Origin of the sequence: Frigoribacterium sp. PhB24 (genome assembly GCF_003755185.1) — a bacterium.
Lineage (GTDB): Bacteria > Actinomycetota > Actinomycetes > Actinomycetales > Microbacteriaceae > Frigoribacterium.
The window spans coordinates 1-10,555 of sequence record NZ_RKIC01000004.1 but is presented as its reverse complement, the minus strand read 5'-3'; the positions used below and the strand labels follow the sequence as shown (position 1 = coordinate 10,555).

Below are 10,555 nucleotides of genomic sequence, written 5' to 3'. Positions count from 1 at the left end.
TCTCCACGCGCATACCCCAGTATCCCTCGCTACACAGCGCCCTGGGTCCCGCTTAGATTGCCCTGGTGGGTCCGGCCTAAGTTGACATAGCCAGACAGGATCTCGCAGCACAACGTGATGGTCTTAAGGCACTTGGTGTTGACGATGATCACGTGCATGTTGACCACGGGCTCTCGGGGACGACTCGAGCCCGGCCGGGCCTCCGCGAGGCGTTGGCCGCGTGCCGTGCCGGCGACGTCCTGGTCGTCACCAAGCTCGACCGGCTCGCCCGTTCGCTGCGCGACGCGACCGACATCGCGGACGAGCTGACGAAGAAGGGCGTTGCCCTGAATCTCGGGGGAGCGGTCTACGACCCCACCGACCCGGTCGGCCGACTCTTGTTCAACGTCCTCGGCATGGTGGCCGAGTTCGAGGCTGACCTCATCCGTGCCCGCACTCGGGAGGGCATGGCGATCGCCAAGGCTGCCGGCAAGCTCCGCGGCCGCAAGCCCAAGCTCACCGCCTCCCAGGAGAAGCACCTCGTGCAGCTGCACCGCACCGGCGCCCACACGACAAGCGAGATCGCGGAGCTTTTCAAGGTGGCCCGTTCGACGGTCTATCGAGCGATCCAAAGAGCCGAGCAGGCCTAGGTGGCACCCGGAAAGACGGAGCCTCCCCGCCGAGAGCGCCTGAGGAACGGCCGCCGCCGTCCGGCGCCACCGCGGACACGCGCTGAATGGCGACGGGATCGCGCCAACAGTGGAGCTCCTGCCTGGTGGCCTCGACCGTCATTGTGGCTGTGGAGGTGGTTTGTCCGGCCCGTCCTGCGGTTCTGTGAGCGCGTCCTGCGCTTCGTGTTCGACGGCCTGTAGGACCCAACACCAGTCCATTAGCCCACGGCATACCAGGGCTCAGCGAGGCCTGTTTCCAAGCAGCGCAGCGACGAACGCAGCATCTTCTGGAGCTGGCCGAGTTCCTGCGAGCTCCATCTGTTCAGCGCATCCGAGCGGCTGTCATCGGTGAGGTACGGGAACTGTCGTTCGACCAATTTGTCGTAGACGGCTTGCACTGCTCTGGATCGAGACCGGGGGAGGTGCAGTGAGTGGCGGACATCGTCGGCCAAGTTCACGCAGGTGAGGGCCGCCTCCTCGTCGAGCGTGTTCACCTTGCGATCCAGGTAGTCCTTGACCCCACGCACGTCGACGATGCTGAGGGCCTCCGGCGGGCCGCTCGGCCAGGACTGCTGCTCCGCATGGCAACGTGCCGCGTCTTCGGTGGGAAAGGTCTCGACGAGCGTGCCCTGGGTCGCGATGGCATCTCGTGTCTCGTCGTCGACGTCCTGTCCCCACCAGATGAAGCGGGGCCGAGGGCCGAGATCGACCCGGACAGGCCGCCCGTCATCTATGCGCATGTCTTTGGTCTACAGGTGTTGAGATAGCGCTGCCTACTGCTGCAGGGAGGTGTTTGCGCATCTTCGTAGAGGAAAGAGGAGCGCCTCGGCTTCCGCAGAGTGTCGTTGTCTCGATAGGCGATCGCCCCTCGGGCAGTCAGAAACGATCGTTTCCGAGCGACAGCACCCAGCCTGCCGGTTGGGTGCTGGCGTAGAACTCGAGCCCAGGGGTCTATGCGGACGGTTCGGCGCTGCCCGCCACTACTTGCCAACGACCCTCGATGATCGACCAAAAGCGGCGGTACATCATGCGAGCCTCCATGCGGTGGCCTTTATCGAATACGACGATGTCCACGAGCGACGATGTCCGGCCATGACCATCTTGTTCCAGAGTTGACCGATGAAGCTCGGACAGCTTGTCGAATCGTGTTGCTCCCGAGGCATGAGCATCGAGATCAGCTGCACGGCCGATCACTGACCCGCCCGGCAACTCGAAGGTCAGGCGCTCGTAAAACAACTCACGAAGATGGCTTACGTCGCCACCGCGCATGGCTTGGTGAAGAGCATCTTGGGCTTGGTCGATGGAGCGTCCGTGATCGTCCCGCGTCGTCATGTGACGAGGCTAGTGTGCGGTTTCCGCAGACTGCGATTGACCACAAAACGATCGTTTCTGCATGCCCGGTAGACGACCCCTCACCGAGAGGGATTCCGGGCCGACCTACAGAGACGATCCGCGTTCTGCAACTACGGGAGAGTGGCCGGCGCCTTCGAGTGTCCCGCAACCGATCGACTTCTTCGCGGCCAGGCGGAGGTCACCGTCCGAACAGGCGCGAGAAGAAACTGCCCTCGCTCTTTTCCTTCACGTGGCCAGGGCATCGGTCCGCCCGTCGCACGCCGGCCATCACCTGGTCGACATGCTGGCCACAGCCAGCCCAACTTGCCTTGCCGCACACCTTGCAGGTCACCTGTCGGCACATGGGGAGTCCTCTCGTTCAACGGTCGCCGTCGACTGACGGCACTAGACGAACGTATACCCCCCGGGGTATCGTGGCAAACATGAGAACGATCATCATCGGAGGTGTCGCCGGCGGTATGTCCGCGGCGACCCGACTGCGTCGCCTGGACGAGAGTCGCGACATCCTGGTCTTCGAGCGGGGCGCGTACGTGTCCTTCGCCAACTGCGGCCTGCCCTACCACGTGGGCGGCATCATCCCGGATCGCTCGTCGCTGCTGCTGCAGACGCCCGAGTCCTTGTCCGCGCGCTTCGCGCTCGACGTCCGCGTCCGCCACGAGGTCACCGCGATCGATTCCGCCGCCAAGACCGTGGAAGTCGTGGACCTCGCGACCGGGCGACGCTCAGTCGAACCGTACGACGACCTCGTGCTCGCTGCGGGCGCTGGAGCCTCTGCCGGCGTGACGGCAGGCGTCATCCCGACGCACACCCTGCGCAGCGTCGATGACGTCGACCACGTCAACGCCGTTCTCGACGGGACCCCCAGGCAGGCCGACGTCCTCGTGATCGGGGCAGGATTCATCGGCCTCGAAGCCGTCGAGAATCTCCTTGCCCGCCATGCACGGGTCACCCTCGTGCAGCGTGGAGCGCACGTCCTCTCTCCTCTCGACCCCGAGATGGCCGCTCCGGTGCACGACGTGCTCGTCGCCGCCGGCGTCGACGTCCGCACGGGCACGACGGTGACGGGGACATCCGGTGGCCTGGTGGAACTCAGCGACGGAACGACCGTCGCCGCTGATCTCGTGATCGAGGCAAGTGGCGTCCGCCCCGAGAGCCGCCTCGCCCGGGAGGCGGGACTCGTCATCGGGCCCACCGGAGGCATCGCCGTCGACGGCCACCAGCGGACCAGTGACCCGTCGATCTGGGCCGTCGGAGACGGCGTCCAGAAGATCGACCACCTCGACGCTGAACCGACCCTCGTGACCATGGCAGGGCTCGCCAACAGGCACGGCCGAGCTGCGGCGGACGACATCGCCGGCGCCTCCGCGACCGCAGCCCGGCCCGCCCTCGGGACGTCGATCCTCGGCGTCCTCGGACTGACCGTGGCGTTGGTTGGGTGGAACGAGAAGCGCCTCCGTGCGGCAGGACGTGACGTCCGGGTCGTGCACACCCACCCGTCCTCGCACGCCGGCTACTACCCAGGAGCACAGCAGATGGCGATCAAACTGCTGGTCGACCCGGTGAGCGACCAGATCCTCGGCGCCCAGATCGTGGGGCGCGACGGCGTCGACAAACGCATCGACGTAATCGCCGTCGCGATGACCGCCGGCCTCACCGGCAGTGCCCTCTCCGAGCTCGAGCTCGCCTACGCACCCCAGTACGGGTCAGCGAAGGACGCGATCAACATGCTCGGCTACGTCGCCGAGAACACTGCAAGAGGTGCGACGCGCACAGCGCAGTGGCACGAACTCGACGCACTGATGGCGTCCGGGGCGACCCTGATCGACGTCCGTTCAGCGGCTGAGCACGAGGCCGGTTCCATCCCCGGTGCCATCTCGCTTCCCCTGGACGATCTCCGGGCTCGGCACACCGAACTGCCCGCCGGGCCGCTCGTGGTCCACTGCCAGGTGGGTCAGCGTGGCCACACGGCCGCCAGACTCCTCACCCAGCTCGGCCACGACGCCCGTAACCTCGACGGCGGCTGGCTCACCTGGCGCGCCGGCATCGCAGCCCACCGCTCTGCCACGGCAACAGCCTGACCCCACGACACTCGCAAAATCGCCGATCCGAAACACTCCACGAAAGAGAACCCATGAACCAGATCACCGTCGACCAGCTCGCCGCCCTTGAGGCCCCCGTCGTCATCGATGTCCGCGAGGCAGACGAATACGCCAGCGGCCACGTCCCCGGCGCCCGCAACCTCCACCTGTCCCAGCTCGAGGATCGCCTGGGCGACGTGCCCACGGGCACCCCGGTGCACATCATCTGCCAGTCCGGAGGCCGAAGCGCCCGCGCGACCGCCACACTCACCGCCCACGGCTACGACGCCGTCAACGTGGAAGGCGGCACGTCCGCATGGATCGCCGCCGGCAACCCGGTCGACCGCGCATGACCGACACCGCCCCCACTGACGGCGCCCTGCACGACCCCGCCGCGATCCGCAAGGTCGCCAACCGTCTCAAGCGCGCCCAAGGACAGCTCGCCGCCGTCATCACGGCGATCGAGAACGGGGGCGACTGCCGCGACGTCGTCACCCAACTCGCCGCCGTAAGCAGCGCCCTCGACCGCGCTGGCTTCGCTATCGTCTCGACGGCGATGCGCGAATGTCTCATCGCCGACGAGGACACGGAGCCCGTCGACGGCATCGCGGCGGGGCGAAAGCTCACGGTCGACGAGATCGAGAAGCTCTTCCTCACCCTCGCCTGAGCGCACCATGGAAGTGTCCGTCAGGCAATCGGCTGTCGCGACAGTGTTTGGGCACTGGTGTTGGTGGTCAGTTTCCCGGGGTGGTGAGTTCTCCTGTCGTGTACTGGGCGCGGCCGAAGCCGAACGACCAGTCGGCGGGGCCGTTCTCGACGAAGCCGATCACCAGGTCCTCGCCGGCGACGCCCACCGTCGCCAGGTTCTCGGCCAGGGTGCGGAAGAACTCCTGCTTCTCGTCGGTGCTGCGCCCGGCCTGCGTGAAGATCTGGATGATGACGACCTGCTCGGAGCGCTCGATGCCGAGCCCGACGTCGAGGGCGGTGAGACGGCCGGGGGCGTGCTCGGTGACGATCTGGAAGCGGTCGCGCTCGGGCAGGCTGTACACGTCGACGAGGGTCCGCATGAGGGTGTCGCCGATCGCGGCGATCTGCTCGTCCGAGCGGCCCTCCACGAGGTCGATCCTGATGAGGGGCATCCGTGTCTCCTGTCGTCGTGGTGGGGCGGGAGCTGCAGCTCCGGCACCAGCTGTACTCGGGCCGCCTGGGTCACGGCCCCGAGAGGCACGCGGGCTCGCTCGTGCGGTCGACCGTGACGATTTCGACGGGCCAGCCCCGTTCGGCGAGCGACCTGGTCGCGGGGCCGCCGGCGAGGACCGCGGTGGCGAGTACGTCCGCGGTCATCAGGTCGTCAGCGATCACGGTCACCTGCCGGTAGGTGCTCTCCGGATCGGTCCGCCAGACGTGCTCGCCGCGCTGGCTCGTGCCCGAGGTCGCGACAGCTCGTCGCGCGCCGTGGAGCGACACCACCCGCAGCACGTGCTGCGGGTGGTCGGGGTCTGCCAGCGCGACGTTCCACGGGTGCGCGGGTGTGCCTCCTCGGGTCAGGATGTCGCCCCCGGCGTTGAGGCACCAGCGCTCGTGGCCGGTGGCGTCGAGGACGTCGCCGGCGGCCTCGGTCGCGGCTGCCTTGATCGTGCCCGCGAGGTCGACCGTGCCGTCGGGGCGGTGTGGCGTGAACGCCCCTGCGGTGTCGGCACGCCAGCGGACGGCTTCGGCGTAGCACTCCCTGTGAGCGTCCGACGAGCGCAGGAGCGACAGCCGGCCGTCGGCGATCCGCGACGCGGGGGAGTCGGGGCGCCAGCGGCTGAACTCGCGGTCGAGGTCGTCGAACACCGCCTCGACCGCGTCGAGGGTCGCCGTGTCCGCAGCGTCGCCGTCGACGAGGACCGACACGACGGTGCCCATGGCGCGGAAGACGTGGGTCACCGTGTCACCGGGCCTGGTCGAGGGCGGACTGCAGCGACTGGAGGTACCCGTCCGAGGTGTACGTCGCACCCGAGACGGTGTCGATCGACGCGGACTGGGCCGCGACGGCCTCCTGAGCCAGGACGGGCGCGGCGCGGGCGCTGATCTGGACGCTGCGCCCGTCGTCGTCGGTGAGGTGCAGCGCGGTCACGTCGCCGAAGGTCCCGCCGCTGATCGTCACCTGCACCTGGACGGTGCCGTAGCGGGTGGAGACGGCCGTGCCGGTGTACGTGCCGTCTGTGAGGCCGGTCGTGGCGGCGGGACTGCTGCCCGAGGTGTCCGACGACGACGGGCTCGACGACGGGGCCGCACCGGCGGTGCCCGAGGTGCCTTCGGTGCCGGTGCCGCCCGACGACGGAGCCGCTCCGGCCAGTGGCTGCACGAGCGAGGTGGTGGCGGACAGCTGGGTCACGGTCGACTCGACGCCGACGGCGAGGATGCCGGCGGAGACGAGCAGGCCGCCGATCACGATGCGTGCTCTCACCAGTCGAACCTCTCCCTGTGCAGCTGGTCGGCCGGCAGCCCGGCTGCGGCGGCGTCCTGCTCGACGAGGTCGCTCCAACGTCCGGGGCCGCAGACGTACAGGTCGGAGTGGGCGAGGTCGGGGAACACGCTCGCGGCCGTGACGCCACGCGAGGTGTCGCCCTCGGCCAGCCAGGACGCGGGCCCCCTGCCCCGGGGGCCGACGCTGACGGCGACCTGGTGACCGCGGGCGTGCGCCCAGGCGACGATCTCGTGCCAGAGGAACGTCTCGCGCTCGGACCGGGCGCGGAGCAAGATCGTCACGGCCCCGGGGGGTGCGTCGAGGCGCTCGAGGAACGCCCGGACCGGGGTGACGCCGATGCCGGAGGCGGCGACCGCGACCCTCGTGGAGGTGCGGACGGCCTCGGTGAAGATCCCGTAGGGGCCGGCGAACGAGACACGGGTGCCGGGGCGGAGGGACGCCAGGGAGGCGCTGCCCCGGCCCAGGGCGCGGACCGTGAGGCGCATGCCCGTCGCGGTCGGCGCGGCGGAGAGCGAGATCGGGTGGGCGTGCCACCAGAGCCCGGGCGCCCAGAACCGCCACACGAAGAACTGGCCGCCGACCGCGCCGAGGCGGTCGAGGTCACGGCCGTGCAGGTGGACGGAGACGACGTCGTCGGCGATGCGCTCGACGCCCGTCACGACCACGCCGTGCCGCAGGGACCTGAAGGCGGGGAGCGCGAACCGGAACACGGCCACCGAACCGAGTGCCACCACGTACAGGGCGATCCAGTACGCGCGCTCCCAGCTGCCCTGCGCGAGCATCTGCCCCTGTGAGAGCTGGTGGGGGATCGCGACGGCGACGGCCGCGTACGAGAGCAGGTGGATGGCGTGCCACCCCTCGTAGGGGAGCACTCTGCGGACCGCGACGATCGAGGTCCACACCACGGCGACGAGGCCTCCCAGGCCGAAGAACGCCAGCAGCACGTCGGGGGTGTTCCACAGGCCGACTGTCTCGGCCACGACGCTGTCGCCTGCCTCGACCGCGTAGCCGCCGATGAGCAGGCCCGCGTGCGTCAGCAGCAGGTACAGGGCCGGCTTGCCGAGCTTGCCGTGATGGGCCATCGCGGCGTCGTGACCGACCAGCCGGTCGATGACGGGCAGGCGCGCGGCGAGGACGAGCATGACCAGGATCAGGTCGGTGCCCACTAGGCCGGTGACGATGCCGGCGGAGATCAGGACTTGCCCGGGGCCGGAGACGTCGACGCTGCCCGAGGTCAGCCAGAGGGTGACCGCCATCGCCGCAGAGGCCCACACGGCGATCCCCAGCAGGTCGACTGCTGCCCGGCGACGGCGTGCCTTGGCGGCAAGGGGACGGACGGCCGTGAGGTCGCGTCGTGAGGTCGACCGAGTGGGTGGGGAGGGCGGAGCCGGTGGGGTGTGGTGCAACGTCGCGGTCATGGTGTGTCCGTTCGGGAGCGGCCTGCCGAGCCTGCGGGTCTCACCGGAGAGGTGGACAACACCGATCAGAACGCGTGAACCTATGGGCCACCTATGACAAAACCCGGGTCAGGCCATGGGTTCTTGATGCTCTCGGCAAGTTCCCGAGATGGGGGTTTTCTGAGTCGGTATGTGCTGTCGGGGAGGCCGGCTCAGGCGATCCCGGCGGTGCCGAGCAGGGTGCCGACGAGGTAGGTCGCCGCCAGGGCGAGCGCGCCGCCGACGACGACGCGGAGGGTCGCGCGTCCGACGGCACCCTGGCCCAGGCGTGCGCCGAGTGCGCCGGTCGCGGCGAGGGCGAGGAGCACGACCAGGACGGTGACCGGCACGCGCAGCCTGGCAGGCGTCAGCAGGATGGCCAGCAGCGGCAAGATTGCACCGGCGAGGAACGCGATGGCGGACGAGAGGGCGGCGTGCCAGGGGTTGGCGACGTCGGCCTCGTCGATGTGCAGCTCGGCCGACAGGTGCGCTGCGAGGGCGTCGCGCTCGGTGAGCTCGGCGGCGACGCGGGCGGCGGTGTCGTCGCTGAGTCCCTGGGCGCGCCAGAGTGCGGTCAGCTCCTCGAGTTCTGCCTCGGGGTCGGCGGCCAGCTCAGCGCGCTCTTTCTCGATGAGTGCTCGTTGGCTGTCGGTCTGGCTGCTGACCGAGACGTACTCACCGAGGGCCATCGAGATCGCGCCGCCGACCAGGGCGGCGATGCCGGCGGTGGCGATGGCCGGGGTCGATGTTGTCGCCCCGGCAACACCGACGACGACTGCGGCGACGGAGACGATTCCGTCGTTTGCGCCGAGGACGCCGGCACGGAGCCAGTTGAGGCGCCCGGCCAGGCTCCCGGCGTGGGGCTCGTCGGGATGGGTGGGGAGAGGTGACGCGTCAGTCATGACGCCATCACAGCACCCGAGGGGTTCGGCTGCCACGCAGCGGAGCCTGCCCTCACCATCTCGGGTGTCATCCCTCGCTCGAGTCCGACCAGACGGCCTCCGCGCCGGAGTGACCGATCCGGACCGTCGTGACGATCCCCCCGATGCTCGTCCCCACGGCCAGCACGATCAGCAGGGCGCCGACGATCAGTCGTGCGCTGCCACGGACCGCAGGACGAGGCCGCTGCTCTTCCGGGGTCAGCACCCAGTGTTGCCAGGCCCACTGCGCCACAGCGACGATGAACGCCGCGATTGCCCAAGGAAGCAGGGTGTCGCCCAGCTCCGTGTGGGTTTCGAGCAGGGCGCTGCCACCGACCCGCTCTTCCAGCGATTCACCCGACGACGTCGCGAGGGGCACGGCGATCAGCGAGACCAGGGCGATCAGTGGGGTGATGATGCCGAGTCGTCGTCGAAGCGCGGGCCAGAATGCCCCGACCAGGATCAGCAGGGACGCTGTCGGGAACGCGACGGTGACGAGGTGGACGATGAGCGGGTGCAGGGGGAGGCCGTTGAGCTGCCAGTCCATGGATGGTCTTCTCTTTCTCGCAGTTCACGGCGATCAAGTCGCGATTAATGCCCGGGGTGAGGGCGAGGAAAAACCCCGTAGTGACTTTCGCGCGTCAGCTCCCAGAATTCCCCCAGAAACTCGCTGGGCAGCGACGGCCCGGATGCTGACGAGCCCGCGAGTACGTCTGGGCGGTTTCTGGGACGGCCGGGCGGAGCCTGCGTGCATGACCGTCTTGCACCGTGCGCCCTCATCGGCGCCTCCTCGCGGCCGCACCGCGCCTCCTGTGTTCCCCGCCGTCCGAGCGGTCGTCCACGACCGGGCGTGGGCGGCGTGGGGCGCGACCGGCGTCGCTGGCGTCGTCGTCGCCGGGCTGCTGACCACCTGGGGCGCGGGCGGCGTGAGCGAGGTCGACCTCGACCTCGTGCAGCGCGCGAGCCGTGCGCACGTTCCGGTGCTCGACGAGGCCTCCTTGCTCGTGGATCGCCTGCTCGCGCCGCAGCTGGGCGCGGCCCTCGTGCTGCTGCTGGTCGTGGCGGTGTGGGTCGTGAGCCGTCGCGCGGCTGCCGCCCTCACGGTGCTCGGCGTCGCGGTCGGGCCATGGGCCGCGGCCGAGCTGGTCAAGCTCGTCGTGCAACGCGACCGACCCGACCCAGGGCTCCTCGTCGACCCCCTCATCATCGAGCCGCACTCCTTCTCGTTCCCGAGTGGCCACACCGCCCTCGCGACCGGCCTCGCACTGACGCTCGTCCTGCTCGTCTGGGGGCGGCGCGGCGCACCGGTCGTCATCGTGGCGGCGGCGCTCGCCGTGGTGGTCGTCGGGCTTTCGCGCGTGTGGGTCGGCGTGCACTGGCCGAGCGACACGGTCGCCTCGGTCGTGCTCGGCTGCTCGGTGGTCGCGCTGCTGCTGCCGCCGTGGCTGCGTCTGGTCGACCAGGTCGAGAAGCGGTCCCGGCCGGCCCACCCCGTCGAGCCCTCGGCGCCGAACTCCTCCTCGACCACCGACCCAGGACGGACCCGCTCATGAGCATCCTCGACCCCCAGACCCTCCTCGCCGGCATGGGCCCGTGGGCCCTCGGCGGCCTGTCGCTGATGATCTTCGTCGAGTCGGGCCTGCTG

General features: G+C 69.5%; 13 protein-coding genes. 5 read left to right on the top strand and 8 right to left on the bottom strand.

Features of this window, described 5'->3' with window-relative positions:
- The first annotated feature begins 86 nt into the window (after window positions 1–86).
- Entirely contained in the window at window positions 87–629 is a 543-nt protein-coding gene (locus EDF50_RS00520) for a recombinase family protein (protein WP_123517389.1), read from the top strand.
- A 239-nt stretch (window positions 630–868) separates the two neighbouring features.
- Here EDF50_RS00520 and EDF50_RS00515 read toward each other — a convergent pair whose 3' ends face one another.
- Together EDF50_RS00515 and EDF50_RS16365 are read right to left on the bottom strand one after the other, a co-directional pair.
- Window positions 869–1,390: a hypothetical protein gene (locus tag EDF50_RS00515; RefSeq protein WP_123517387.1), complete on the bottom strand. Its 522-nt coding sequence runs from the start codon at window positions 1,388–1,390 to the stop codon at window positions 869–871.
- A 211-nt stretch (window positions 1,391–1,601) separates the two neighbouring features.
- A complete protein-coding gene (locus tag EDF50_RS16365; protein ID WP_137846771.1) occupies window positions 1,602–1,982 on the bottom strand; it encodes a nuclear transport factor 2 family protein in 381 nt (126 codons plus the stop codon).
- Window positions 1,983–2,425: 443 nt separating this feature from the next.
- Here EDF50_RS16365 and EDF50_RS00510 point away from each other — a divergent pair, with 443 nt between their 5' ends.
- Genes EDF50_RS00510 through EDF50_RS00500 form a run of 3 tightly spaced genes read left to right on the top strand, consistent with a single transcriptional unit; the run spans window position 2,426 to window position 4,748 of the window.
- Complete coding sequence (locus tag EDF50_RS00510; protein ID WP_123517386.1) at window positions 2,426–4,081, top strand: FAD-dependent oxidoreductase; 1,656 nt, start codon at window positions 2,426–2,428, stop codon at window positions 4,079–4,081.
- A 53-nt stretch (window positions 4,082–4,134) separates the two neighbouring features.
- The gene (locus tag EDF50_RS00505; RefSeq protein WP_123517384.1) at window positions 4,135–4,434 is read left to right on the top strand and encodes a rhodanese-like domain-containing protein; all 300 of its coding nucleotides are present in this window, start codon (window positions 4,135–4,137) and stop codon (window positions 4,432–4,434) included.
- Window positions 4,431–4,748, top strand: a complete 318-nt coding sequence (locus tag EDF50_RS00500) for a metal-sensitive transcriptional regulator (protein WP_123517383.1) — start codon at window positions 4,431–4,433, stop codon at window positions 4,746–4,748. The genes EDF50_RS00505 and EDF50_RS00500 overlap by 4 nt, the downstream gene beginning before the upstream one ends.
- A gap of 67 nt (window positions 4,749–4,815) precedes the next feature.
- On the opposite strand, the gene EDF50_RS00495 is transcribed toward EDF50_RS00500, so the two are convergent.
- The 6 genes from EDF50_RS00495 to EDF50_RS00470 form a co-directional block, all read right to left on the bottom strand.
- Window positions 4,816–5,220, bottom strand: coding sequence for a tautomerase family protein (locus tag EDF50_RS00495; protein ID WP_123517381.1), 405 nt, complete (start codon window positions 5,218–5,220; stop codon window positions 4,816–4,818).
- 70 nt (window positions 5,221–5,290) lie between these two features.
- Window positions 5,291–6,010: an FAD:protein FMN transferase gene (locus EDF50_RS00490; protein WP_123517379.1), complete on the bottom strand. Its 720-nt coding sequence runs from the start codon at window positions 6,008–6,010 to the stop codon at window positions 5,291–5,293.
- 4 nt (window positions 6,011–6,014) lie between these two features.
- A complete protein-coding gene (locus EDF50_RS00485; protein WP_199732409.1) occupies window positions 6,015–6,533 on the bottom strand; it encodes an FMN-binding protein in 519 nt (172 codons plus the stop codon).
- Window positions 6,530–7,972, bottom strand: coding sequence for a ferric reductase-like transmembrane domain-containing protein (locus EDF50_RS00480; protein ID WP_123517378.1), 1,443 nt, complete (start codon window positions 7,970–7,972; stop codon window positions 6,530–6,532). Before EDF50_RS00480 ends, EDF50_RS00485 begins: the two co-directional genes overlap by 4 nt.
- Window positions 7,973–8,163: 191 nt before the next feature.
- The gene (locus EDF50_RS00475; RefSeq protein WP_123517376.1) at window positions 8,164–8,892 is read right to left on the bottom strand and encodes a VIT family protein; all 729 of its coding nucleotides are present in this window, start codon (window positions 8,890–8,892) and stop codon (window positions 8,164–8,166) included.
- A 67-nt stretch (window positions 8,893–8,959) separates the two neighbouring features.
- Window positions 8,960–9,457 carry a DUF2231 domain-containing protein gene (locus EDF50_RS00470; RefSeq protein WP_123517374.1) on the bottom strand — a complete coding sequence of 166 codons (498 nt, stop codon included), beginning with the start codon at window positions 9,455–9,457 and terminating at the stop codon, window positions 8,960–8,962.
- 205 nt (window positions 9,458–9,662) lie between these two features.
- Here EDF50_RS00470 and EDF50_RS00465 point away from each other — a divergent pair, with 205 nt between their 5' ends.
- Window positions 9,663–10,463, top strand: a complete 801-nt coding sequence (locus EDF50_RS00465) for a phosphatase PAP2 family protein (RefSeq protein ID WP_158612597.1) — start codon at window positions 9,663–9,665, stop codon at window positions 10,461–10,463.
- The last annotated feature ends 92 nt before the right edge of the window (window positions 10,464–10,555 follow it).

Coding starts and splice junctions, on each gene's coding strand:
- EDF50_RS00515 (WP_123517387.1), bottom strand. CDS start 1,390: ATGCGCATAGATGACGGGCGGCCTGTCCGGGTCGATCTCGGCCCTCGG.
- EDF50_RS16365 (WP_137846771.1), bottom strand. CDS start 1,982: ATGACGACGCGGGACGATCACGGACGCTCCATCGACCAAGCCCAAGAT.
- EDF50_RS00510 (WP_123517386.1), top strand. CDS start 2,426: ATGAGAACGATCATCATCGGAGGTGTCGCCGGCGGTATGTCCGCGGCG.
- EDF50_RS00505 (WP_123517384.1), top strand. CDS start 4,135: ATGAACCAGATCACCGTCGACCAGCTCGCCGCCCTTGAGGCCCCCGTC.
- EDF50_RS00500 (WP_123517383.1), top strand. CDS start 4,431: ATGACCGACACCGCCCCCACTGACGGCGCCCTGCACGACCCCGCCGCG.
- EDF50_RS00495 (WP_123517381.1), bottom strand. CDS start 5,220: ATGCCCCTCATCAGGATCGACCTCGTGGAGGGCCGCTCGGACGAGCAG.
- EDF50_RS00480 (WP_123517378.1), bottom strand. CDS start 7,972: ATGACCGCGACGTTGCACCACACCCCACCGGCTCCGCCCTCCCCACCC.
- EDF50_RS00475 (WP_123517376.1), bottom strand. CDS start 8,892: ATGACTGACGCGTCACCTCTCCCCACCCATCCCGACGAGCCCCACGCC.
- EDF50_RS00470 (WP_123517374.1), bottom strand. CDS start 9,457: ATGGACTGGCAGCTCAACGGCCTCCCCCTGCACCCGCTCATCGTCCAC.
- EDF50_RS00465 (WP_158612597.1), top strand. CDS start 9,663: ATGACCGTCTTGCACCGTGCGCCCTCATCGGCGCCTCCTCGCGGCCGC.